This is a genomic window from Streptomyces sp. NPDC029292, assembly GCF_055569295.1.
The window spans coordinates 181291-205170 of record NZ_JBVHXR010000007.1; the positions used below are offsets into that span (position 1 = coordinate 181291).

The 23880-nt window shown below is 69.2% G+C and carries 19 protein-coding genes and 1 pseudogene; 7 read left to right on the plus strand and 13 right to left on the minus strand.

Features of this window, described 5'->3' with window-relative positions; genetic code table 11:
- Positions 1–10: 10 nt before the first annotated feature.
- On the minus strand, positions 11–370 hold the full coding sequence (locus tag ACZ4WS_RS17855) for an NADH-quinone oxidoreductase subunit A (RefSeq protein ID WP_467981389.1): 360 nt from the start codon (positions 368–370) through the stop codon (positions 11–13).
- A 714-nt stretch (positions 371–1084) separates the two neighbouring features.
- Between ACZ4WS_RS17855 and ACZ4WS_RS17860 the strand changes: the two genes are divergently transcribed.
- Complete coding sequence (locus ACZ4WS_RS17860; protein ID WP_467981390.1) at positions 1085–1912, plus strand: C40 family peptidase; 828 nt, start codon at positions 1085–1087, stop codon at positions 1910–1912.
- Positions 1913–1963: 51 nt separating this feature from the next.
- Here ACZ4WS_RS17860 and ACZ4WS_RS17865 read toward each other — a convergent pair whose 3' ends face one another.
- On the minus strand, positions 1964–3772 hold the full coding sequence (locus ACZ4WS_RS17865; protein ID WP_467981392.1) for a hydroxysqualene dehydroxylase: 1809 nt from the start codon (positions 3770–3772) through the stop codon (positions 1964–1966).
- An 89-nt stretch (positions 3773–3861) separates the two neighbouring features.
- On the opposite strand from ACZ4WS_RS17865, the gene def reads away from it, so the two are divergent.
- Entirely contained in the window at positions 3862–4488 is a 627-nt protein-coding gene (gene def, locus ACZ4WS_RS17870) for a peptide deformylase (RefSeq protein WP_467981394.1), read from the plus strand.
- A gap of 25 nt (positions 4489–4513) precedes the next feature.
- Here def and ACZ4WS_RS17875 read toward each other — a convergent pair whose 3' ends face one another.
- Positions 4514–5812, minus strand: a complete 1299-nt coding sequence (locus tag ACZ4WS_RS17875) for a geranylgeranyl reductase family protein (protein WP_467981396.1) — start codon at positions 5810–5812, stop codon at positions 4514–4516.
- A 99-nt stretch (positions 5813–5911) separates the two neighbouring features.
- On the opposite strand from ACZ4WS_RS17875, the gene ACZ4WS_RS17880 reads away from it, so the two are divergent.
- Positions 5912–6418, plus strand: a complete 507-nt coding sequence (locus tag ACZ4WS_RS17880) for a GNAT family N-acetyltransferase (protein ID WP_467981398.1) — start codon at positions 5912–5914, stop codon at positions 6416–6418.
- 151 nt (positions 6419–6569) lie between these two features.
- Positions 6570–6902 (plus strand): PASTA domain-containing protein, encoded by a 333-nt coding sequence (locus ACZ4WS_RS17885; protein ID WP_467981400.1) that lies wholly within the window; start codon positions 6570–6572, stop codon positions 6900–6902.
- Here ACZ4WS_RS17885 and ACZ4WS_RS17890 read toward each other — a convergent pair.
- The 6 genes and pseudogenes from ACZ4WS_RS17890 to ACZ4WS_RS17915 form a co-directional block, all read right to left on the minus strand.
- Positions 6895–9141, minus strand: a complete 2247-nt coding sequence (locus ACZ4WS_RS17890; protein WP_467981684.1) for a cell division protein PerM — start codon at positions 9139–9141, stop codon at positions 6895–6897. The genes ACZ4WS_RS17885 and ACZ4WS_RS17890 overlap by 8 nt on opposite strands.
- 132 nt (positions 9142–9273) lie before the next feature.
- Positions 9274–9342, minus strand: a pseudogene (locus ACZ4WS_RS17895) (zinc-ribbon domain-containing protein); the annotation flags it as partial.
- 127 nt (positions 9343–9469) lie between these two features.
- Positions 9470–10165, minus strand: a complete 696-nt coding sequence (locus tag ACZ4WS_RS17900) for a demethylmenaquinone methyltransferase (protein ID WP_467981402.1) — start codon at positions 10163–10165, stop codon at positions 9470–9472.
- Between the two features lie 181 nt (positions 10166–10346).
- Positions 10347–11774, minus strand: coding sequence for an acyltransferase family protein (locus ACZ4WS_RS17905; RefSeq protein WP_467981404.1), 1428 nt, complete (start codon positions 11772–11774; stop codon positions 10347–10349).
- Positions 11774–14119, minus strand: coding sequence for a bifunctional polysaccharide deacetylase/glycosyltransferase family 2 protein (locus ACZ4WS_RS17910; protein ID WP_467981406.1), 2346 nt, complete (start codon positions 14117–14119; stop codon positions 11774–11776). Before ACZ4WS_RS17910 ends, ACZ4WS_RS17905 begins: the two co-directional genes overlap by 1 nt.
- Positions 14120–14138: 19 nt before the next feature.
- The gene (locus ACZ4WS_RS17915) at positions 14139–14522 is read right to left on the minus strand and encodes a hypothetical protein (RefSeq protein WP_467981408.1); all 384 of its coding nucleotides are present in this window, start codon (positions 14520–14522) and stop codon (positions 14139–14141) included.
- 308 nt (positions 14523–14830) lie between these two features.
- Here ACZ4WS_RS17915 and ACZ4WS_RS17920 point away from each other — a divergent pair, with 308 nt between their 5' ends.
- Entirely contained in the window at positions 14831–15868 is a 1038-nt protein-coding gene (locus ACZ4WS_RS17920; protein ID WP_467981410.1) for a chitinase, read from the plus strand.
- 8 nt (positions 15869–15876) lie between these two features.
- On the opposite strand, the gene ACZ4WS_RS17925 is transcribed toward ACZ4WS_RS17920, so the two are convergent.
- The 4 genes from ACZ4WS_RS17925 to ACZ4WS_RS17940 form a co-directional block, all read right to left on the minus strand.
- Complete coding sequence (locus ACZ4WS_RS17925; RefSeq protein WP_467981412.1) at positions 15877–16521, minus strand: hypothetical protein; 645 nt, start codon at positions 16519–16521, stop codon at positions 15877–15879.
- Positions 16522–16528: 7 nt separating this feature from the next.
- Positions 16529–17728, minus strand: a complete 1200-nt coding sequence (mqnC, locus tag ACZ4WS_RS17930) for a cyclic dehypoxanthinyl futalosine synthase (protein WP_467981413.1) — start codon at positions 17726–17728, stop codon at positions 16529–16531.
- 71 nt (positions 17729–17799) lie between these two features.
- Positions 17800–18615 carry a prepilin peptidase gene (locus ACZ4WS_RS17935; protein WP_467981415.1) on the minus strand — a complete coding sequence of 272 codons (816 nt, stop codon included), beginning with the start codon at positions 18613–18615 and terminating at the stop codon, positions 17800–17802.
- 157 nt (positions 18616–18772) lie between these two features.
- Positions 18773–21757, minus strand: a complete 2985-nt coding sequence (locus ACZ4WS_RS17940) for a BTAD domain-containing putative transcriptional regulator (RefSeq protein ID WP_467981417.1) — start codon at positions 21755–21757, stop codon at positions 18773–18775.
- A gap of 322 nt (positions 21758–22079) precedes the next feature.
- Between ACZ4WS_RS17940 and ACZ4WS_RS17945 the strand changes: the two genes are divergently transcribed.
- Positions 22080–22736 carry a hypothetical protein gene (locus ACZ4WS_RS17945; RefSeq protein WP_467981418.1) on the plus strand — a complete coding sequence of 219 codons (657 nt, stop codon included), beginning with the start codon at positions 22080–22082 and terminating at the stop codon, positions 22734–22736.
- Complete coding sequence (locus ACZ4WS_RS17950) at positions 22733–23803, plus strand: hypothetical protein (RefSeq protein ID WP_467981420.1); 1071 nt, start codon at positions 22733–22735, stop codon at positions 23801–23803. Before ACZ4WS_RS17945 ends, ACZ4WS_RS17950 begins: the two co-directional genes overlap by 4 nt.
- Positions 23804–23880 lie beyond the last annotated feature (77 nt).

A 23880-nucleotide genomic window follows, 5' to 3' on the forward strand; every position in this document is an offset into this window, starting at 1 on the left:
TTAAGGCCCCTCAGTCCCATTCCAAGCCGCCGCGCCGCCATACGTACGCGTACGCGACAAAGACGGTGAGCACGAAGAGCAGCATCTCCACGAGCCCGAAAACACCCAGGGCGTCGAAGGTGACGGCCCAGGGGTAGAGGAAGACGATCTCGATGTCGAAGACGATGAAGAGCATCGCCGTCAGGTAGTACTTGATGGGGAAGCGCCCGCCGCCGACCGGCGTGGGGGTCGGCTCGATTCCGCACTCGTAGGCCTCGAGCTTGGCGCGGTTGTACCGCTTCGGACCGATCAGCGTGGCCATGACCACGGAGAAGATCGCAAAGCCTGCCCCGAGGGCTCCCAGTACGAGGATCGGCGCATACGCGTTCACGCTCCTCGCTCCTCTCAGTCGGCACTGACTGCTGGCGGTTGCGTCGGGCAGGCACTTCTGCCCCACGTGCCCCACGAACCCCGTGCGTCCCGGCGAAGATCGCGAACATGTGAAGCAGGTCACAAGCCCAACTGCCTCGCATCTTATGCCCGGCGGTCTGTGATCTGCGACACGGGGTATTACACAAGCTTTGTGATCTCCACCACCTGACGAACGATCATGAAGTCGGATGAGCGGTGATCTTCATACGTGAAGCGTCCAGGCAGTCACCAGAGGTGACATTTCCGCTCGTCACCGCAGGTCCAGGGCGGCGTCTCAATATCAAGAGACTTCCCCTGCATGCAAATTGGTGCTGGACGCAGCGCCTTGATAGGGGAGCGCGTTCACACTTCAGAGTGAGGTGCGTGGGCGGGTGTGGACGCGTGCACACATTCACGAGCAGACGCGGCCGGGACTTGCGCGCGAGACGCCGCCGCCGCGGTGACCGTTCCGTGACCTGCGCCACATCTCCCTATGGGTCAGATAAGCCGGGCTTGGCCATCGGCTTGAACCAGTGGTAGGTGGCGGGCAATTCGGACGTAATACGGAAAGCCCATGATCACGGGCTTGATCAGGGGTGTCCACAATGCCCGTTACGGCGTCAATAAAGAGTGCCGGGCGGCGAATTCGGCCGTGGATTGAACAACTGTGGCGCACCACACGTTTCTTGAAGGTATGGAGGAGCCCCTGGTACCGGTTGTACTCATGTCCCACACCGCTCACATACGCAGCCACCGGAAGCCCCGCCGCAACGCGTCGAGTCTCGCGATGCGCGCCGGAGTTGCCGGTGGCGTTCTCAGCACCCTGGCAGTGGCCGGGGCGTCCGGTTCGGCGAACGCTGCCGAGTCCGTGACGCAGACCCTCGAACTGCCCACCCTGACGGCCGATCTGGCCACCCAGGTCGCGCAGTCCGCGGACGCCACACAGCAGGCCGCGGCGAACTACGAGCTGCAGGCGGAGCGTGACGCGGCTGCCGCCAAGGCCGCCAAGCAGGCCAAGGCCGACCTCGCCGAGGCCAAGAAGAAGGCGGAGGCCAAGAAGAAGGCCGAGGCCGCGCGCAAGGCCGCCGCCGCCCAGGCCGCCTCGCGTTCCTCCGAGCGGACCACCCTGTCCGCCACGGCGACCTCGAATGTCTCCGCCCCGGCCAGCGGCAGTGTCGCGACGGTCATCGCCTTCCTCAAGGCGCAGGTCGGCGACGCCTACGTGATGGGCGGCACCGGCCCCAACGCGTGGGACTGCTCCGGTCTTGTGCAGGCCGCGTTCAAGCAGGTCGGCGTCGATCTGCCGCGCGTCTCGCAGGACCAGTCGACGGCCGGTACGCCGGTCTCGCTGTCCAGCATCCAGGTCGGCGACATCCTGTACTGGGGTTCGGCCGGTTCGGCGTACCACGTGGGTGTGTACATCGGTAACGGCCAGTACCTGGATGCCGCCAACCCCTCCAAGGGTGTGGTAATTCAGGACCTTTCGGGCTACCCGGCCACCGGTGCGGTGCGGGTTCTCTGAGTCGTACGACAGCAGGGCCGCCGCCTCGGGGGCGGGGGCCCTGCTGCTGCCCTATCCGAGGTCGAACGTGTTGGGCAGGCCCAGCTTGTAGCGGAGCTCGTCCACGCGCTTCAGGGGCTCCATCTCCGGGGGCCGGTAGAGCTCCCAGATTTCACAGCGCACGGCGCCCGAATTGTCCGCATCCAGGAGTGCGTTGACGGCGCGGCGCGCGGACTCGTTGGCACCCTCCATGGTCGCCAGGTCCACATCCGTGTGGACGTAGTCGCCCGCGAGGAAGAAATTCGGCACCGCGGTCCGGGCGGACGGGCGGTTGTAGAGGGTTCCCGTCGGGTGGATGAGGAGCGGTTCGCGGTTCTGCGGGTCCGGGCCGCCGAGCCCCGTGACCGCCGGGTCCATGAACCAGCCGAGCCGGTCGGCGTCGGTGAGCGTCGTCTTGCCGGAGTCGTTCAGGCCGTTCTTCAGCTGGGCCCAGGTCTCGGCGACGATCTCCTCCTTCGTGCACTCCCGGGCCGTCTTGCCGTACAGAATCCCGGGCTTGTCCCACTCCGAGACGATCGCGGAGAGGCAGTCGTGCGCGCTGCCGTCTCCGTAGTCGGCCGAAAAGTCGCGTACATCCCAGAATTGGGCCTGCCCGATGCCGGTCACCGACCACGGGGAGTCGAGGCAGTTGATGTGTCCGTGCACCACGGGGGTGGGGGTGCGCAGATAGAACTGGATGCCCACCATCCAGTCCGTCTTCAGGGCGTCGCACTTGGCGAGCTGCGGGTCGGCGGCGCGCAGGGCCGGGCCCCAGGTTCCGCGCGCGTGCTCGACGGGCAGCGCGGAGACGTAGTGGTCGGCGGTGACGGTACGTTCCTGGCTGCCGTCGCGGGCCGTGACGCGTACGCCGGTCACGCGTCCAGCGGCGTAGAGAACCTCCCGGACCTGGGTCCCGAGGACAAACTCGACGCCCAGTGAGCGCAGGTAGGTCTCCCAGGGGTCGATCCATGCCTCGCTGGTGGGGGCGTTGAGGACGCGGTCGATGTCGGCGTCGCCGTCCATGCCGCGGCCGAGCAGGCCCCACAGCAGCAGGGCCTCGATGATGACGCGGCCGACGGTGCGCGTGGAGGCGACCTCGGCGCGGGTGGCGACGAGGTTGCGGGTCTGCCCGATGCCGAGGAGCACCTGATACTCCTCGCTCATCTCCTCGGCCCTGATGAAGTCCCACCAGGAGGTCTTCTCCCAATCGTCCTCGCGGCGGGCGTCGCAGCTGGTGAGGTGGACGAGCAGGCGGTCGGCGAAGTACGCGGCCTCGTGGGCGGGCAGCCGCGTGCCCAGGTCCAGTACGGACAGGAGCTGGTCGCGGATCCAGGACGGGGTGATGTCGCCGGTCGCGGGCGGAGTCGTCACACGCCGCAGGGGGAAGTGCAGATCGGGCCGGCCTCCCGCGAGGGCGAAGAGGGCCTCGGTGCCGCCGCGGAGGTTGTCGTGGACGCCGTTCGCGTTGCCGGGGAAGGGAATCCGGCGCATCGCGTCCGGGAGATTCCGGTAGAAACCGGGAAAGAAACGGAAGCCGTGTTCGCCCGGCAGCGGCTTGCGCCCACCGCTCGCCGTCCCCGGGACGTCCATGGAGCGGGCCTTGCCGCCGAGGACGTCGTAGTACTCGTAGACGGTCACGACGTAGCCCCGCTCGGCGAGTTCGTGCGCGGCGCTGAGGCCGGAGACGCCGCCGCCGAGGACGGCGACGCGCTTGCCGGAGGCGGCGCTCGCGCTCCCGGGCCATAACGCGACGGCGCCGAGGGCGCCGCCGGCCCCGGCGAGGAAGCGTCTGCGTGAGTGTCCGAAGTGCTCCTGGGACTGTTCCGAGTGTTCTGTTGTCATGAGTACGGGAGGGTAGGGAGCGGCGCCGGAGGCCGGAAGACCGCCGCCCGGCCACCCACAGCATCCTCACACCCGAAAGCGAGACAGCGATGCCCCGTGTGTTCGTCCAAGGAAAGCCCGTCGACTCGTACCCGCAGCTCACGCCGGAGGCCCGGCTCGGATCGGTGCGGCGGATCACCGAGGTCGGGGAAGAGGTTCTGCACCGGCCGTGCCGGGACGTGACCGAGTTCGGTCCTGATCTCGCCGCGCTCATCGACGACATGTTCCTGACCATGTATGTCGCCGACGGGGCCGGGCTCGCGGCGAATCAGGTGGACGTCGATCTGAGGCTGTTCGTGTACGACTGCCCGGACGACGACGGCGTCCGGCACGTCGGCCACATCGCCAACCCGGTTGTGGACCAGCTCGATCCGGCCGACCGACGCCTCCTCGACGAGGGCGAGGGCTGCCTGTCGGTGCCGGGCGCCGTCATGGACGTACCCCGTCCCGACCGTGCCGTCGTACGCGGCTTCGACAAGAACGGGAACGCCCTGGTCCTCGAGGGGACGGGGTATTTCGCCCGCTGCCTGCAGCACGAGACCGACCACGTGAACGGTCAGGTGTACCTGGACCGGCTCGCCAAGCGGGACCGGAAGGACGCCCTGCGGCAGATGGAGAACCGGCGCGAGCGGGTCTTCGCCCGCCGCGCCGTCAAAGAGGCCGAGCTGAGCCGGTGACCAAGGGACCGGGCTGAGCCGGTGATCAGGCCTTCGGGGCGACCTTCGAGAGGCCGTTGATGATGCGGTCCATCGCGTCGCCGCCCGTGGGGTCCGTGAGGTTCGCGAGCATCTTCAGCGTGAACTTCATCAGCAGGGGGTGGCTCAGGCCGCGCTGGGTGGCGATCTTCATGACCTTCGGGTTGCCGATGAGCTTCACGAAGGCACGGCCGAGGGTGTAGTAGCCGCCGTAGGTGTCCTTGAGGACGCGCGGGTAGCGCTGGAGGGCCAGTTCGCGCTGGCTCGGGGTGGCGCGCGCGTGGGCCTGGACGATGACGTCGGCGGCGATCTGGCCGGACTCCATGGCGTAGGCGATGCCCTCGCCGTTGAAGGGGTTCACCAGGCCGCCGGCGTCGCCCACCAGCAACAGGCCCTTCGTGTAGTGGGGCTGGCGGTTGAAGGCCATGGGGAGGGCGGCGCCGCGGATGGGGCCCGTCATGTTCTCGGGGGTGTAGCCCCAGTCCTCCGGCATCGACGCGCACCAGGCCTTGAGGACCTCGCGCCAGTCCAGCTCCTTGAAGGAGTCGGAGGTGTTGAGCACGCCGAGACCGACGTTCGACGTGCCGTCGCCCATGCCGAAGATCCAGCCGTAGCCGGGGAGGAGGCGGTCCTCGCCCGGCCCCCGCTTGTCCCACAGCTCCAGCCAGGACTCCAGGTAGTCGTCCTCGTGGCGCGGGGAGGTGAAGTACGTACGGACCGCGACGCCCATCGGGCGGTCCTCGCGGCGGTGCAGGCCCATCGCCAGGGAGAGGCGAGTGGAGTTGCCGTCGGCGGCGACGACGAGCGGGGCGTGGAAAGTGACCTCGCGCTTCTCCCCAGCGTCACCGAGCTTGGCGTGGACGCCGGTGATGCGGCCGGTGCGGTCGTCGATGATCGGGGCGCCGACATTGCAGCGCTCGAACAGCCGCGCGCCCGCCTTCTGCGCCTGGCGTGCCAGCTGCTCATCGAAGTCGTCCCGCTTGCGGACGAGGCCGTAGTCGGGGAAGGAGGCCAGATCCGGCCAGTCCAGCTGGAGGCGGACGCCGCCGCCGATGATGCGGAGGCCCTTGTTCCGGAGCCAGCCCGCCTCCTCCGAGATGTCGATGCCCATCGAGACGAGCTGCTTGGTGGCGCGCGGGGTCAGCCCGTCACCGCACACCTTCTCGCGCGGGAAGGCGGTCTTCTCGAGGAGCAGGACGTCCAGTCCCGCCTTCGCCAGGTAGTACGCGGTGGTGGAACCGGCTGGCCCGGCCCCGACGACGATGACATCGGCGGTGTTTTCGGAGAGGGGCTGGGGCTCGGTCACGGCGGGTTCTCCCCAAGATTCGAAATCAACGTGCCGACGGGCACTGGACATGGGCAGTCTATGCAGCGGTACTGAATCACCTGGCTGAAGGGCTGCCCCGTGAACCGAGCTCTCCCCGTAGTACAGCTCCGTGTCCCCACCGACGAGGACGCCTTCGCCTGGCATCGGGTCTTCGCCGACCCGGAGGTCATGGAGTTCCACGGGGGCAGAGCGGCCGAGCTGTCCGTGTACGAGGAGCTCACCGCGCGGCAGCGGCGGCACGACGCGGAGCACGGGTTCTGCCTGTGGACGATGGTCGGCTCCGACGGGGCGGCGCTCGGCTTCACGGGCGCGCAGCCGTGGCCGCAGGAGTGGGGCCCGACGGGCGAGATCGAGATCGGCTGGCGGCTCGGGCGGGCGCACTGGGGCAAGGGGTACGCCACGGCGGCCGCGGTCGCCACCCTGGAGAGAGTGCGGGCGGCGGGCGTCTCCCATGTCGTCGCCATGGTCCGCCCCGGCAACGAGCGGTCCATCGCCGTGACCCGGCGCCTCGGCATGGAGTTGGCCGAGGTCTTCACGCACCCGACGTCGGGCGAGCCCGCTCACTGCTATCGGCTGGCCCTCTGACGGCACCGTCGACCGTACGCCGCACCCGTCGGCCGCACCCGTCGCCGCACCATACGACGGCACCGTCGGACGGCGTCCGGCAAGCCCCCTGACGGCTTCCGGAAGGGCAGGGCCGGGGCTTACCCTTCCGGTACCGCTGGGGGTGACGTCTGTGCGCATAACACCCAAGACACCCGAAGTGCGCGTACCGCGGCTCGTCGGCCTGATGGCCGTGGACGCGCGCGAGACGGCCGAGGCGCGCGGGGTGCTGCTCGCCGCCCCGGACCGACCCGACTTCCATCTCACGGTCGTCGACTACGTCGTACGCCAATATCCCCCGCCCGGCGCCGAGATCCCGCACGGCGCCGTGGTCACCGTGTGGTTCGACCTCGGTGACGCGGAGGGCGGCGCGGGGGTGCGCGAGCCGCGTCTGCCAGGTCCGCCGTCGGGCGGGCTGCGCCGCGAACTCGACGAGCCGGGCGACCCGTTCGAGGTCATCAGGTGAGCTGCCACAAGTCCAGGGCGACCTGGAAGGTCCCGGCCAGATCGCTCTCCCACATGTCGTCGTAACCGACCAGCATGATCGCGTACTCGGTCCCGTCGTCGGCGACATAACTCTGGTCCTTCGCGTGCACGGTCCGGCCCGACTCGTCGGCGTACGTGTACTCCCAGATCGCACCGGCCCGCCCCTGGAAGGTGTTCGACTCCAGCGTGATCCGCCGGTAGTCGGTGTCCTTCTTCTTGGCTGTCTTCTCCAGGGTCAGGAAGTTGTCGTACGAGGTGTAGCCCGCGTTCGCGATGACACCGACCTGAATGTGCTCCAGGCCGGTCGATCCCGCGTAGGTGACCTGGGTGCCGTTCTTGACGCCCTCGCGCGCCCAGACGTCGGGGACGGCGAGGGAGAAGCCCATGGGGTCGGTCAACTGGTGGTAGCCGTCGGGGAGTTCGGCAGCCTCTGTGGATGCCTTGTCCGTGGGCTCTTCGGTCGGCGTCGGAGTTGGCGTCGGCGTTTCGGACTGGGTGGGCTGAGCCGTGGGCGTCGATGTGGCCTCGGGCTTGTCATCCGAGACCGAGGTCCCCTTCGTCCGGTGGTCCTGCCAGACGAGAACACCGGCCGCCGCGCCACCACCGACGACGAACGCGATCGCGAGAGTCACCGTCCAAACGAGGGCCCGGCCGCGGGGCTTCGAAGTGAGAGGGGTGAGAGGGACGGAAGGAGAGGGAAGGGGCTGGTGGCCGAGGTGCACGGTGTGGAGGTCGTACGGGCTGGGGTCGTACGGGCTGGGGTCGTACGGGCTGGGTGTGGGCGACGGTGGAACCGGGGCCGCCGCCGGAACCGGCCCACCCGGCATCGGCGGGATCCCCTGGACCGGCGGCGCGGTCATCCCCGGCACCGCCGTCACCGCCGTCACCCCCATCCGCCCTCCTGCCCTCCGCACCACATACGGCGCCACGAACGCCGCGACGAAGATCCACAGCAGCCCGAAAAGCAGCGCGTCCGGGATGCTCAGACCGATCTGGGCGGTGCCTCCGGCGGAGCCGCCGGAGCCGAAGTCCGAGCCGTACCCGGAGTCACTGTTCGACGACCCCGTGGCCACCTCCCAGCCGAGGCCGCTCACCCCGGCCAGCAGCAGGAACAGGCCGAAGAAGACGGCCGCGGCCAGCATCTGCTCGCGACGGTCGGCCGAACGGCGCGCGGCCAGGACGCCGAGGGTCAGGGCGCAGACCAGGCCGAGCGCCAACGCACCCACGACCGCCCAGGAGTTGGTGGCATCGGCGAGTTCGGACAGGCCGAACGACTTGTGCTCGTACCCGCCGCCGTACGGCGAACTCCCCCGCGCCTCGGCATCGACGGGCGCGCCCCAGGACAGACCGAGGGCGGTCACCGCGAGGTTGGGCAGCACGAGCAGGGCGACCACCAGCGGTGAGACACCGTCCGTGTCCCACGCGTCGTCGAGGCCGTCGATCTGCGTGAGGCAGATGAACGCGACGACGGAGCACAGCACGAGGACAACGGTCAGCGCGCGCAGGGCGGTGCCCGTCGCGCGCAGCAACACCCGCACACCCGGCCGCGCGACCGGCCACCGCGCCAGGTCGTCGCGGTGCAGCACCCCGCCCGCGACCGCGAACCCGAGCAACAGGGCCCCCAGCGCGGCGAGCCACGGCGACGACGAGATCTTCACGGCCCCCGCGAGCGTCGGCTGCGCGAAGAGCCCGAGCACGAGCACGGCCGCGGTCACCAGCAGCGCGACTCGCACGGCGGCTTCGAGCCCGGCGGTCGCGCCACCCTGCGGGGCACCTCCTTGCGGGGCAGCTCCCTGCGGGACTCCCGCGACCGAACTCGTACGCGTATCCGTACGCAGTATCCGTACGCCGATGACGAGCGCCCCGACCCACAGCACGGTGACCGTGAGCGGGACGAGGGACAGCGAGCCGCCGCCGTTGAGGTCCACGTTCAGGTCACCGCCGCCGCCACCGAAGACGGACTGCGGCACCTCCTTCAGCTCGAAGCCGCCGCCGAGCGCCTGCAGCAGCACGGCGAGGGCGACCCGCATCCGGTCGGCGAACCCGACGACCACGTCGTCGCCCTGCCCGTAGGAGGGAATCGCCAGCCCCACGGCCGCGATCAGCAGCAGTCCGACGGGCCAGAGCGCGGCCTGCCCGGCTCCGGCCCAGTCGCCGCGGAAGGTACGGCCGAGGAACGCGCCGACGGGAGAGGGCCGGGCGGGGCCGGGGGCGTACATCGGAGGGGGCGGTGCGAGGGGTGGCGCCCCAGGCGGCGCGGGCGGCACGGGCGGCACGGACGCCTCAGGCGGCACAGACGGCGCGGGCGGCACCGCGTCCGACGCCGCGGCCCTCGCCGGAAACCGCTCTCGCCCGCACTTCATGCAGAAGCGCGCCTCGTCGGGAGCGGGTGCCCCGCAGTCCGGGCAGTACGACGCCATGGGAACGCTCCGTGGTCCGGGAAACTCGTGTCGTGATCAGGCGTAATCAACGGACACGATTTCCACCTTGACCGGTTCCCGTCAACAGATCCCTCGTACGAGGGAATTCCTCGTACGAGGGAAGTGACTAGCTGTCCTTGAAGCCCCGGTGCAGCGCTACGACCCCGCCCGTCAGGTTCCGCCACGCGACCTTCGACCAGCCCGCCTTGCGCAGGCGCTCGGCCAGCTCGGGCTGGTTCGGCCAGGCGCGGATGGACTCGGCGAGATAGACGTACGCCTCGGGGTTGGAGGAGACCGCGCGGGCGACCGGCGGCAGCGCGCGCATCAGGTACTCGGTGTACACCGTGCGGAACGGCGCCCAGGTGGGGTGCGAGAACTCGCAGATCACGACCCGGCCGCCGGGCTTGGTCACCCGGTACAGCTCGCTCAGCGCCGTGTCCGTCTCCTGCACGTTGCGCAGTCCGAAGGAGATCGTCACGGCGTCGAAGGTGTCGTCCTTGAAGGGCAGCTTCGTCGCGTCGCCCGCGGTCAGCGGCAGCCAGGGGTGGTTCTTCTTGCCGACCCGGAGCATCCCGAGGGAGAAGTCGCAGGGCACGACGTACGCGCCCGTGCGGGCGAAGGGAAGCGAGGAGGTGGCGGTGCCCGCCGCCAGGTCCAGGATCTTCTGCGCGGGCCGGGCGTCGACCGCCTTCGCGACCTCCTTGCGCCACACCCGGTCCTGGCCGAGCGACAGCAGGTCGTTCGTCAGGTCGTACCGTTCCGCCACGTCGTCGAACATCGAGGCGACTTCGTGCGGCTGCTTGTCCAGGGATGCGCGGGTCACGAACCCATTGTGGCAGTACGGACCGGACGACTCTCCAGCGCCCGGCCCGTACGCCGGTCTTACGCGACTCCCTCGGCGGAGCCCCTCAGCCCGCAGCCCTCAGCGCTGACCCCGCACCCGCAGCTTCAGCCCTGAGCCCGCAGCCCGCAGCCCGCAGCCCGCAGCCCTCAGCCCTCAGCCCTCAGGGCAGCAGCTTCGGCTTCTTCTTGGCCGCCACGTCCTCGACCCAGCCGAACAGCGGGATCGCGATCCAGATCAGCACCCAGCCGATGCCGAACATGAACCACTGGCTCTCCAGCGGTAGCCACTTCTCGAAGGCGGGCACCTTCCAGAACTGGTCGATCAGCGGAACCGCCAGCACCAGCGCGATCTCGTGCCAGAGATAGATCGTCACCGCGCGCCCGTTGAAGATCGTGACAATCCGGTCGAGCTTCTTGAAGCGGGCCAGCCACGCGAAGTCGACGTTGTAGTACGCCTTGAAGTACATCAGGAGCGTCACGAAACCGGCCGACCAGAAGGTCTGCGCGAGCGGGACCTCGTCGAGGTCGTACGTGCCGAACTCCCCCTGGTGCGCGAAGGCGTACCAGCCGCCGTACGCCAGCAGGGCCCCCGACGCCAGGATCACCAGGGCCGGCTTCAGCCGCTGGAGCACGCCCTCGCGGTGCGCGAAGCCGACCAGCCAGCAGAAGAGGAAGGTGGCGAAGTCCGTGAGACCGCTGCCCCAGCGGTTGTACGGCGGCTGCCACCCGTACTGGAAGACCACGATCGGGACGAGGGAGAGGAGCAGGACCGGGATGGGGGCCTTGCGGAAGACCTTCAGGAGCAGCGGGGACACCAGGACGAACCAGAGGTACGTCCGCAGGTACCAGAGGATCTCCCAGGCCTGAATGCCCCACGCGTTGCCCGGCGGGTCACCGACCGGCACGATCCAGAAGACGATCTGCCAGCCCGGCATCCAGTCGTGGATCAGCATCGCCACCACGACGAAGAATCCCCAGAACCAGAAGGGCGGCAGCAGCCGCCGCATCCGGCTCTTGACCACCTTGAACGCGGGGCGCTCCAGGGACTTGGCCATCAGGGAGCCGGCGAGCGCGAACATCACGCCCATCGACGGGAAGACCATGCCGGCCCAGGCCCAGCCGAAGGTGTGGTACGCCACGACGCGGACCAGCGCGATGGCGCGCAGCGCGTCGAAGTAGCGGTCGCGGCCGCCGGTCTTCGCCTTCGGCTTGGGTTCGGACTCCTCCGGCGCCGAGGCCGCGGGTTCTCCCGGAGGAGACGCGGGAGCCGGGGGCTCGGCAGGGACGGGATCCAGCTGAGCGGTGGTCGAGACCGCTTCCGCTTCCGGCTCCTCGGGCACGTACTGGCAGGGCTGCTCGTACTGTGCGGGCTGCGCGGGCTGCGCGGGCTGCGCGTACTGCTGCGGCTGGGGGTATCCCTGGGCATACCGCTGGTCGTACTGGGGATACCCCTGCCCGTACTGCTGCGGCTGGGGCTGGGGCTGGGGCTGGGGCTGCTGCCCATACCCGTAGCCGTACCCCTGCTGGCCCTGCTGGCCCTGAAGACCCCGCTGGCCCTGCTGCCCCTGTTGTTCCGAGCCCCAGCTCATCAGCTCACTCCTGCCGGAGTCCCGACCTCACCCGTGCGCTTGAGCTTCTGCCAGCGGAGGCGACCGCCGGTCAGAGCCGTGACGGAGGAGTGGATCAGGACGAGGTACATCATCTGGCGGTACGCGAGCTGCTGGAGAGGCATCATCGCGAGGTAGCGGTACTTCTCCCTGTCGAGCCGGAACGCGTAGGCCGCGCAGATGAGTTGGACGAGAAGGACGGCCAGCCAGGCGAGCAGCGCTGCCTGGAAGTCCACGAAGATCATCGAGTAGACGGTAAACACGTCGATGAGCGGCGCGAAGACCGGCGTGATGATCTGGAAGAGCACGACCAGGGGCATGCCCACGCGGCCGAAGCGGCCCGAAGGGCCCTTGTCCGTCACGGACTTGCGGTGCTTCCACAGCGCCTGCATGGTGCCGTAGCTCCAGCGGTAGCGCTGGCTCCACAGCTGCTTCAGCGAGGCGGGCGCCTCCGTCCAGGCCTTGGCGTGCTCCTGGTAGACGACCCGCCAGCCCGCGCGGTGCATCGCGATGGTGATGTCGGTGTCCTCGGCGAGCGTGTCCTCGCTCATGCCGCCGACCTCCAGCACAGCGTCCCGGCGGAACGCGCCGATCGCGCCCGGGATGGTGGGCATGCAGCGCAGCAGGTCGTACATGCGGCGGTCGAGGTTGAAGCCCATCACGTACTCGATGTGCTGCCAGGCCCCGATGATGGTGTTGCGGTTGCCGACCTTGGCGTTGCCCGCGACCGCGCCGATCTCCGGGTCCGCGAACGGCTGCACCAGCTGGTGCACGGCGTCCGGTTCGAAGACGGTGTCGCCGTCCATCATCACGACGATGTCGTAACTGGCGTTGCGCACACCGTTGTTGAGCGCGGCGGGCTTGCCCGCGTTCTCCTGCCGGATGACGCGGACGTTGGGCATGCCCATCGACTCGGCGATCTCGGACGTGTTGTCCGTCGAACCGTCGTCGACGACGATGATCTCGATCGGATGGGTGCTCTTCGCCAGCGACTTGAGAGTGTTGGCGATGCACTCCTTCTCGTTGTACGCGGGCACGATCACGGTCACCGGCCTGGTGACCGTCGGCCCCCAGCTGAATTTGCCGCCCTTGCCGCGCTTTCTGTTGCGCTGTCTGTAGTGACGGCGGGCGAGGATCAGCATCATCCCGAAGCGGCCCATGACGGCGATGCCGACGACCATCAGGAAGTAGGACAGCGCCGGGACGACCCATTCGGCGACCGCGACCGCCCAGACGAGGGCCTTGCCCTCGTAGAGGGTGGCGCCGGTGGCCTCCCGGTGGGCGGCCTGCTGGGTGTTGATCGTGGCGGCCGTGCCCGTGCCCGTGCCGTTGCCCGTGCCCTGGGGCGGCTGCTGGCCGTTCGGCTGCTGCGTGGGCTGAGCGGACTGCTGACCGGCCGGGACGGTCGTCCCGGTGCTGCCGCCGGCCGCCTGCGCCTGCGTGCGGTTCAGCTTGGCCTGGGCGCCGCTGACCGTGGTGAAGGTGTAGCCCTTCGCCTTCATCTTCTTGATGTAGGCACCGAGCGCCTTGACCGTCTGCGCGCGGTTGCCGCCCGCGTCGTGCATGAGGACGACGGCGCCCTTGTTCTTCTTCGGAGTGGCCCACTCGACGATCTTCGAGACGCCCGGCTTCTTCCAGTCGTCGCTGTCGGTGTCGACGAAGACGCTGGTGTAGCCCAGGTTGCCGATCTCCTTGTAGACCGGCCAGCTGTAGTTGTCGACGGCGTTGATCTCCGACGAGTACGGGGCACGGAACAGCGTCGTCGTGATGCCCGCCGCACCCGCGAGGGCCAGCTGCGTCTGCTGAAGCTCACGCTTGAGCCGCGCTGTGCTCTGGTAGGAGAGGTCGACGTGCGTGAAGGTGTGGATGCCGATCTCGTTGCCCTGGTCCACCAAGTCCTTCACCACGCTCGGGTCGCGGGTGACCATCGAGCCCACCATGAAGAACGTCGCTTCGACGTCGTTCTCCTCAAGGACCTTGAGGATCTGCGGAGTCCACGTCGGGTTGGGACCGTCGTCAAAGGTGAGCGCGATGGTCTTGTTCGGCATGGACTGGGTCTTCGCAGTGCCATTGTTGAACGTCAGGATGGGCCCGCCGTCGAGGATCTTCTGCGGGACCTTGTCGTAGGCGGCGCCGTCGCGCACGCGCGAGTCGTTGCCGATCTCGGAGCGCAGGTAGCCGTCGAGGAGCATCACGCTGGTGAGCCCGAGCAGGAGCAGCAGGGCGAGAATCACGCGCGGTTTCTGCAGCGCTGCGGCCTTGCCGGCCGCCCGCTCCATCTTGGAGGGGGCGCGCCGGCGGCCGCGCGAGGGCGTCGTCGTAGTCATGAGGGTCGGTGCGTCCCGGTCAGTTGGCGCCGGTGGAGGCGGACACGGAGGGAACGGAGGAGGGCGCGGATCCTGTGGGCAGACCCGACGGCGGGGTGCCGGTGCGGCCGATGCCGCCCTGCGGCTGCATGGTGCCCCCACCGGGTGCGGAACCTGCCTGGCCGCCACTGAAGGGGAACAGCGAGGACGGGGTCAGCGAAGTGCCCCAGCCCATGAAGGCCATGCCGAGGACGACCGCGTACCCGAGACAGGCGATGCCGACCAGGACGCCGATTCGGCGCAGCAGACGTGATCTGCGCCCGGAGTTGTCAACGAACACGGGCCCCTCTGCGGACCCGTTGCCGCGTTTGCGGCCGCGGCCGCGCACAGTGGCGCGGTTTTCGATGGCGGACTCGGATTGCATTCCCCAAACATTAGGACGCCTTTATGTGCCAGAAACTCTGCTTTCCATGTGAGGCACCCATGAGAGCTGGCTCAACCTGTCCTTTCCCTAAGAGAATCCATGAACATCAACACGTCTCAGACCCTGCACCCATGGATGATATGCCCCATTTTTAAGCCCCACTTACCCCTTTCACCCCCCTTTTCCTTTGACCTTTCTATGTAGTTCCTGTGTTCAAGATTCCCCACTGGATGTGACACCTTTCGACTTAGGAAACGCCACTTTGTTTCCATCCTGAGACAGAAATCACGAGAGCGGGTGCATGCGCAATGAGGAGTTTCCTGAAGCCGGCCGCCGGGCTCGTCTGCCTGGTCACACTGGCCTGTGCGGGGTGCTCTTCTGGCGGTGACGACACGTCGGACGCGGCACCCACGGGGCCTTCGCAGACGAGCACGGCAGCACCCTCGCCGAGCCAGACCCAGTCGTCGTCCACGTCGTACGCGCCGTACGTGAGCGCCACGACCCCCGCCGACACGGACTCCACCGGGTCGCCGACGACCTACAACCTGGCCTTCGTGATCTCGGACGGCAGCGACTGCACGGCCAAGTGGAACGGGACGTACGCCATCGGCAACTCGGCGGTCAAGTCCCGGATCTCGGCGCTCAAGGAGTCCGGCGCGAGCGTGCGTGTCTCCTTCGGCGGGGCGTCCGGCAAGGAGCTGGCCGAGACCTGCGACAGCGCGAGCGCGCTCGCCGAGGCCTACGGCGCGGCGCTCGACGCTGCCGGGTCGACCCAGGCCGACTTCGACATCGAGGGCGACGCGCTGACCGACTCCGCCTCCATCGCGCTGCGCTCCCAGGCGATCGCGCTGCTCCAGAAGGAGCGCACCGACCTGAAGGTCTCCTTCACACTGCCCGTGATGCCGGCCGGCCTCGACGACGACAGCCTGGCGCTGCTGGAGTCCGCCAACGACAACGCCGTGAAGGTCTCCACCGTCAACATCATGACCATGAACTACGGCACTTCGTACAGCGGCGACATGGGCCACTACGCCGAGACGTCCGCCAAGGCGGCCCACGACCAGCTGAAGGACGTCTTCGGGCTGTCGAGCGCGGGCGCATGGCAGGGGCTCGCGCTCACCTCGATGATCGGCGAACAGGACGTCTCGGGCGAGACGTTCACCCTCGCGGACGCGGCCCAGGTGCGGGCGTTCGCGGAGGAGAAGGGGGTGGCCTGGGTGTCGATGTGGTCGACGTTCCGGGACCAGCAGTGCGCGGACGATGACTCCGCGTCCGACGATGCGGCGACCAACTGCAGTGGGGTGACTCAGAGTTCGGGGGCGTTTGCCGAGGCTTTGGCGGGCTGAGCGGACGGCTACCGGCGCCGGTACACCAGTCGTCCGGCGAGGACCGTCGCCACGCAGGTCGCGGCTCCGCGTGCCGCGAGCGCGGCCTCGTCCGGCACGTCGAACACGGCGAAGGTCGCGTCCACGCCGCCCTCCGGCGGGAGCGGCAGCAGGGTCGCCTCCGCCAGGGTCCGCCCGGCGAGCGGATCGAGCGACGGTGTGCCCCCGGGCGGCTCGAACCGCTGCTCTTCGGTCAGCCCCGCGCGGGCCACGGCATCCGCCACCGTGGTCCGCCACAGGGCGCCCGCGACAGCGACCGTGCCGTGTGCCAGCATCCGCTGCACACCACGCCGCGCGCTCGCGCCCCATCGGGCGTCGGTCATCGCGAGCGCGGCGAGTGCGCCGCCCGTGACCGGTTCCGTGCCCAGCTCGTCCGCCTCACGCGGGTCCGGGTGGTAGGCCTGCTCCAGCAGTTCGGGCCCGTACGGGTTGCACAGCCCCGGGGCCAGCAGCCCGGGCCATCGCCTGACCCGAGCCGTCGGACAGGCGGCCGCCAACTCCTCGTACGGTCCGAGAGCCGCCAGCTCACGCCCCCGCACCAGCACCGCCCCGCCGGGGACGGACGGCCGCGAGTCCCCCGTGATCACGAGGTCGGCGGCATGAATCGTCAGCACGACAACGTCAGTTGGACGCCAGCAGCTTCAGCTCGGGGTGCGCGGTGCCGCCCTCGATCGCCGTCGACGAGATGTGGGACATGACCCGCTCGTCGACCGGGTCGTTCGCCGGGTCGTCGTGGACCACGATGTGCTCGTACGTCGTCGTCCGCTGGGCCGGGACGCGCCCGGCCTTCCTGATCAGGTCGATGATCTCGAGCCGGTTGGACCGGTGCTTGGCACCCGCCGACGAGACCACGTTCTCCTCGAGCATGATCGACCCGAGGTCGTCCGCGCCGTAGTGCAGCGACAGCTGGCCGACCTCCTTGCCGGTGGTCAGCCAGGAGCCCTGGATGTGGGCGACGTTGTCCATGAACAGCCGGGCGATCGCGATCATCCGCAGGTACTCGAAGAGCGTGGCCTGGGTGCGGCCCTTGAGGTGGTTGTTCTCCGGCTGGTACGTGTACGGGATGAAGGCGCGGAAGCCGCCCGTCCGGTCCTGTACGTCGCGGATCATCCGCAGGTGCTCGATGCGCTCGGCGTTGGTCTCGCCGGTGCCCATGAGCATGGTGGACGTCGACTCGACGCCCAGCCCGTGCGCGGTCTCCATGATCTCCAGCCAGCGCTCGCCGCTCTCCTTCAGCGGGGCGATGGCCTTGCGCGGCCGCTCGGGCAGCAGCTCGGCACCGGCGCCCGCGAAGGAGTCGAGACCGGCGGTGTGAATCCGCTGGATGGCCTCTTCGACGCTCACCTTGGAGATACGGGCCATGTGCTCGACCTCGGACGCGCCGAGGGAGTGGATGACCAGCTGAGGGAAGGCTTCCTTGATCGCGGCGAAGTGCTTCTCGTAGTACTCGACGCCGTAGTCCGGGTGGTGCCCGCCCTGGAACATGATCTGGGTCCCGCCGAGCTCGACGGTCTCGGCACACCGCCGCAGGATGTCGTCCAGGTCCCGCGTCCAGCCCTTGCCGGTGTCCTTCGGGGCCGCGTAGAAGGCACAGAACTTGCACGCCGTGACGCACACGTTCGTGTAGTTGATGTTGCGCTCGATGATGTACGTCGCGATGTGCTCCGTATCGGCATACCTCCGACGCCGTACGGCGTCGGCGGCGGCGCCCAGCGCGTGCAGCGGGGCGTCGCGGTAGAGGTCGAGCGCCTCTTCCGGGGTGATCCGCCCACCCTCGGCGGCACGGTCGAGGACGGACTGAAGGTCGGCCTTCTCGGTCACCGGGGCGTCCCTTTCGTAAGGGTTGTGGACAGACCGAACCAGCCTACGCCAGCCCCTTCGGTCGCCCGACGTCAGGCCGCGTACGCCCCGATCAGGAGCCCGGCGTACGCCCCCGCGATCAGGAACGGGCCGAAGGGGATGGATGTCTTCCGCCCGGCGCGCCGCACCACGACGAGCCCCATCCCGTACAGCCCGCCGAACAAGAACCCGGCGAACGTCCCCAGGAACACCACGCTCCACCCGTACCAGCCGAGCACCGCCCCGAGCCCGAGCGCCAGCTTCACATCCCCGAACCCCATCCCGTTCGGATTGATGAGGAAGAGCAAGAAATACGCGCCCCCGAGCGCGAGCGCCCCGTACAGCGCCGTGAGCCAGTCCCCCGCGTGCTCGGGCACGACCGCGGCCACTCCCAGCAGGGCGAGCGCGGCCGCCGCGAGCGGCAGGGTGAGCACATCGGGCAGCCGCTGCACCTTGAAGTCCACTACGGCGAGCAGCACCCCGAGGGGCGCCAGCAGCAGCCAGACCCCGAGCTCGGGCCGGGTACCGGTGGCGAGCGCGAGACCGGCACAGACGAGGGCGGTGACCAGGGCGAGGAGGGGGGTGCTGGGGCCGTACGACGCCGGGGTGCCGCCGCGCGCCACCCGTCCCTCGTCGCCGGACGCCAACGACGACGTACGCACGGAACCGGCACACTCACCGCACCGGGCAAGCCCGAGCCAGCCGCCCGCGACACCGCCGCCGATCACATGCCCCTCGGGACACCGGTCCCGCCAGACCTCGTCCGGCTCGACGGCGAACCGGTACGCGGCCCGCGGCACCAGCAGCCCCGCCGCCGCGCCCCAGAGGGCGGCGACGGCGGTCAGCCAGAGATCGAGATCCACGCTCACACCCCAACGAGTCCGTTACTACTGTGGGCAATCGTTCCGCTGGGCGATGGGGGTCCCCCGCTCTAGCGAAGCCGAGAGTGGGGGCGGGTGGGCACAGCCACCAACGCCGGGTGCCGGACAGCACGGTCCAGCCCCGGCGCCGGGACGTCAGGCCCACTCATCCAACGGCAGCCGCGCCGCTACGCCACGTCGGCAGCAACTCATCAAGCAGCGCCTCCGTACGCGGCGGCAGCCCCCGCGCCCCACTGCGGGCGACCAGTTCGGCCGCGGCCCGCTGGAGCCGCGCCACATCCCCCGTGGCATGGGTGGCACGCAGCTGCTCGTTCCACAGCCGCTCGTCCCCCGGGGCGGAGCCCAACGCGGCGTTGAGGGCCTCGATGGCCTTCTCCGCACGGTCCTTCTCCAGGTGGAACGCCGAGAGCGCGAGCCCGATGTCCGCGACGAGCAACGGAAGCTGGGCGTCGATGATCTCGTGGGTGAGCCACCCGTAGCGCCCCTGCGGACGGTCGGCGAGCAGCGGCCCGCGTACGAGCACCAGCGCGTCCGTGAGCAACCGCCCGCGTACGGCACGGCTGTTGACGCCCTTGCCCTGCGTGGCCTCGTGGTAGAGGGACCGCAGCACATCCAGGTCGGAGACGACCGACTTGGCGAGCGTGAGCCGTCCGGTCGCGTCGGTGCCGAGCCGCGGCGTGCCGTCGGTGTCGTTGCCGAGCCAGCCGCGCAGCCGCTCGATGAGCGCGTCCCGCACGTCGTCGGTGACACCGCGCGGCCACAGCGCCGAGGACAGCACCCGCGGATGCACACCCTCCCGGTGCAGCAGCAGCAGCGCCAGCGCCTCGTGCATCAGCGGGCTGCGCTCACCGTCGGGCGTCTCGAGCCCGATGATCTCGTACGGGCCCACGAGCCGCGCGTACACGGCCGGCCGGCCCTGCTCGCTGATGTCGACGAGGAACGGCGGCGTCGACGTGTTCGCGCTCTCCCGCTCGGGGTCCGCCTCGACGAACAGCTCGACGACGGCCCGCTGCAGCGCCACCGGCAGTACCTGCGCGTCGAGTTCGAGCCCGAGCAGCGGCGCGAGCAGCTTGCCCTCGCCGGTGATCTCCATCTCCCAGGCGGCGCCCGGCAGATCACCGCTCTCGGTGCCGACGAGGTAGCCGATGCCCAACCGGCTGGCGTCGGCGGCGAGTTCGGCGAGCTTCACGGCGTCCTCGGCGGACGGTTCGGCGGCGAGCAGCACGAGGTGCGGGGCCCAACGGGTGTGCTGGGCGGGCCCGGTGCGGCCGGTGAGTACGGAGTCGTGCCCGGCGGCGCCCAGCGCGCCGCGCCGCTGCCGCGTCTCCGCCTCCATGGTCTCGATGAGCGCCTCGATGTCGTCGAGGTGGCGCAGCCGGTTGGGCGCGAGCGGCGTCAGGTCCTGCCCGAAGCCGACGAGCGTGATCGTCATGCGGTCGGACCAGCCGTTGGTGGCCAACTCTGCGGCGACGGAAGCGAAGACGCCCGCACGGTCCTGCTCGCTGCCGCTCAGCGACACGATGCCGGGGACGGACTCGAGGTTGAGGAGCAGCCGCGAGTCGTCCATGGTGCCGAGGCTGACGAGGCCCGGGTACGGAGCGGCGGTGTCGACATCCCCGTACCGCTCCGCGTCCGTGCGCGCCAGCATCCAGAACGTCTGGTCCTGCCCCAACTGCCAGGGCGCGGGCGGCTTTCCGGCGGGCTGGGCGAGCTGGAGATGCAGATCGCCGTTACCGCTGAGCCAGGCCGCGTAGACCGTCGGCAGCGGGCGCGACTCGGCGGCGAGCGCCGCGGCGAGTCCGCGCAGCGACAGATCGAGCAGGCGTACGCCGTCGGGGTCGGCGCCCACGAGCAGCGCGTCCTGCGCGTCCGCGGCGGACCCGGTCGGGATGGGCGGCTCCATGCCGCGCCGCCCGCCGACGGCACCGAGCGCCGACTGCCACAAGGCCTGGCGGCGACGGCGGCCGAGAGCGCCGAGCAGCCCCGCGGCGAGCAGGGGTGCGCCGAGGAGGGCTTCGGGAAGCCCGAAGGAGAAGCCGCGCTCCTCCGAAGACGCCTGCTGGTGCTGCTGATTACCGCTGCCCTGGTCGCTGTCGGGCCGCTGCTGGGGCACGTGGATGTGAGCGGTGTCCCGGTCGCCGGAACCCCCGCCCTGCTGAGAGCCGCCATCCTGCTGTGCGCCACCGCCCTGCTGGTGGTCCCCGGTCTTGGCGTAGTCGTGAATCTGCTGCTGGACCTGCTCCGAGACCTTGGGCGCCTCGTCGGGCATCTCGACGAGCTCGCCGCCGTGGGCGTCGCCGGGCATCTCGAGGATCCAGCCCGGCCGGATCAGACTGGCTTCCGACAGCTTGGACCCGTCGGGCTGCGTACGGTCCTTGTTGAGCTCGTAGATCTCCTTGTACCGGCGTCCGTCGCCGAGATGGCGCTGGGCGACCTCCCAGAGCGAGTCGTGGTGACGTCCCTCGGGCGGCTGGATCCGGTAGTACTTGGTGTCGCCTTCCTTGGTCGCGTGGCTGCCGCCGGTCTCGGCGTGCGACGCGGCGTTGGCGGCCTGCTCGGCGATCGCGGCGGCCGCGCTGGAGGCGGCCTGCTCCTGCTGCTGCCCGAACAGCCCGCCCGGCGTCTGCTGGGCGACGGCGACGGTCCCCCGCTGGTTGCCCTCCAGGCTCTGCCCGAGCTGCGAGAGCCCCGGCGCGAAGCTGGCCGCGGTGGCGCCGACGAGCAGCAGCGCGGCGACGAGCTGGCGCGCCAGCAACTGGCTGCCCCCGGCGCCGGGCACGCGGCTCGGCATCCCCACGCCCGACAGCGCGGCCTTCATCTCGACGAGCACGCACGCGGTGAACTGGGCCCAGGCGAACCAGACGATCACGGTCAGCACATGAATGAACGTGCCGACGGTGATCTCCTGCTGCAGCCAGTCCAGCGAGGGCGACCCGTGCGGAAACGGCCACCCCACACTGACGACCAGCGCACCCGGCACCCCGACCAGGAGCACCACCAGAGCGACAAAGGCGGCGAACGCCTTCACGAAGTCCCCGAACGTCCGACGACGCCGGGGCAGGGGCTGCGGCGTCCGATTCCTCGGACCCGGCGAGCTTCCCGTCGAGCTTGAAGTGGTGCGTCGCGCCATGGCGGGTGTCCTGGGGTCGTGTGTGGAGGGAGTGAGGTTGGGGGTGTGCTGAGCCTACTGAGATCTTACGGAGGGTGTCGAAGGCCCGGGAGGGTGCGGTGACCGACCGGTCACCCGCTTACTCATGGTCCGCCCGCTAAGCCCGAGTTATCCATCGGACCCCGACCCCCATGACGTCGAGGCCCCACAGCATTCGCAACCGTCATGTCACAGTCCTCACGGTCCCCACACAATCCCCGTTTGCCGCCCCGTTGCCCTTTACGCGCCCCTGGTAGCTTCGTTTTCTGTCGCAACACATGCCGCTTACAGGGGGAGATCAACCGTGGCCCGCCGCACCCTGACCACCGCCGCCGCGTTCGCCGCGACGGCGACCCTGCTGCTCACCGCCTGCGGCGGCAGCAGCGACGGCTCGTCCTCGGACAAGATCAAGGGGGCGGATCAGGGGTCGAGCAGTCCGTCGGCTTCGGCGTCCTCGACGGCAGCCGGCGACGCTCCCGACATCAGTGTCCCGAAGGACCTGAACCTGGTCTTCGACTTCGATACACCGTCCGACGCGAAGCAGGCGGCGGCGCTGGCCGACGCGGAGAACTACATCCGGGCGTTGAACCACGGCATCGTCGAGCAGGATCCGAACGATCCGGCGTACCAGTACTACTCGGGCAGCCAAGCCGCGCAATACGCCAAGTCGCAGATCCAGACCTGGGTGAAGGGGAACTGGACCCCCACCGGAACGGACAAGTACTACGACGCGGACGTCACCACGATGAGCGGCGGCAAGCGCGTCCTCGCCGCCTTCTGCGAAAACCAGGCCAAGTTCTACAGCAAGGAAATCAAGACCGGCAAGATTCTCTACACCGAAGAGAACCTGGACAGCTTCCAGAAATTCAGCCTGCTCATGTATCCGCCGTCAGGCTCCTCCAAGGCCTGGAAGGCGCAGGTCATCGAGGTCACGGGCAAAGCAAAAGAGTGCCAGGTATGAGGAGGCCGACACTCTCTCGGCGCTTGGTCTCGACCGCTGTCGTCGCCGTTGTGCTGTGGAGCGGCGGCAACGCCTACGCCAACACCACCCCGGGCAGAACAACCAAGCCGTCCGGCCCTTCCGGCGGCGCCCAAGGCAATGAGCTGTATGCCTCCGCCTCCCACTCCCAGATCAAGGTCACCCAGGTCAGCGGCCCCACCGGCGGTAAGCGCGGCAGCCTCTCCTCGGTGGACGTGAACTGGAAGCCCCCGGCCTGCTGGTACGAGCCCGTCTTCACGCCCGCGCAGCTGAAGAAGTTCTCGGAGACGGTCGGCAGTGGCGACGTCAACATCCACGTGGGCTGGTACGGCAAGGAGCTCTGGACCGACCACTACCGAGACAAGAAGCCCGCCACGAACTGGGACGACAGCATGTCGACCGCGGAGGGCTACAAGAACTACAACCTCGGTAAGGACGGCTACTTCTGGCGCAGCGTCGCCCCGGACCTGTCCGACCTCGACTCCTGGGCCTGTGGTCGCATCATGTTCTGGCAGAACGCGGGCGAGATCCCCAAGGTCGCCAACGCCCCCACCCCCAAGACACTGGCCGAGTACGCCTACGACAAGGTCAAGGTCCCCAGCACCGAGATCGAGTTGAAGCCCACCACCAAGTCCACAGTGAACCTGCCGACTTGGGTCTGGCTCGACAAGGGGACCTTCCAGGAGGTCAAGGTCCGCGCAACCCTCCCCAACACCGGCCTGTGGGCAGAGACCACGGCGAAGCCGGTCGCCCTCCACCTGAACCCGGGCACGGACGACGCCGAGACCTCCCCCGCCTCCGGCGACTGCAAAATCAACGACGACGGCTCCATCGGCACCCCGTACAAGACGGGCGACGCCGACCAGACCCCGCCCTGCGGAATCACCTACCTCCGCGCCACGAACGGAAAGTCGTACCAGCTGAAGGCCTCCGTGACCTGGCAGATCACCTGGAACGGCAGCGACGGCACCGGCGGCGATCTTCCGAACGGCACCTTCGAGACGACCCAGGACATGAACGTCCAGGAGATCCAGTCGGTCAACCGCTGACATTGCAGGCTACGGAGTTGGGGGGCGTTCTTCACACAACCGCCCCCCAACTCTGACGACGAAGACTTGTGAGCTCA

Coding starts and splice junctions, on each gene's coding strand:
- ACZ4WS_RS17860 (WP_467981390.1), top strand. CDS start 1,085: ATGGAGGAGCCCCTGGTACCGGTTGTACTCATGTCCCACACCGCTCAC.
- ACZ4WS_RS17865 (WP_467981392.1), bottom strand. CDS start 3,772: ATGACAACAGAACACTCGGAACAGTCCCAGGAGCACTTCGGACACTCA.
- def (WP_467981394.1), top strand. CDS start 3,862: ATGCCCCGTGTGTTCGTCCAAGGAAAGCCCGTCGACTCGTACCCGCAG.
- ACZ4WS_RS17890 (WP_467981684.1), bottom strand. CDS start 9,141: ATGTACGCCCCCGGCCCCGCCCGGCCCTCTCCCGTCGGCGCGTTCCTC.
- ACZ4WS_RS17905 (WP_467981404.1), bottom strand. CDS start 11,774: ATGAGCTGGGGCTCGGAACAACAGGGGCAGCAGGGCCAGCGGGGTCTT.
- ACZ4WS_RS17910 (WP_467981406.1), bottom strand. CDS start 14,119: ATGACTACGACGACGCCCTCGCGCGGCCGCCGGCGCGCCCCCTCCAAG.
- ACZ4WS_RS17915 (WP_467981408.1), bottom strand. CDS start 14,522: ATGCAATCCGAGTCCGCCATCGAAAACCGCGCCACTGTGCGCGGCCGC.
- ACZ4WS_RS17920 (WP_467981410.1), top strand. CDS start 14,831: ATGAGGAGTTTCCTGAAGCCGGCCGCCGGGCTCGTCTGCCTGGTCACA.
- ACZ4WS_RS17940 (WP_467981417.1), bottom strand. CDS start 21,757: ATGGCGCGACGCACCACTTCAAGCTCGACGGGAAGCTCGCCGGGTCCG.
- ACZ4WS_RS17950 (WP_467981420.1), top strand. CDS start 22,733: ATGAGGAGGCCGACACTCTCTCGGCGCTTGGTCTCGACCGCTGTCGTC.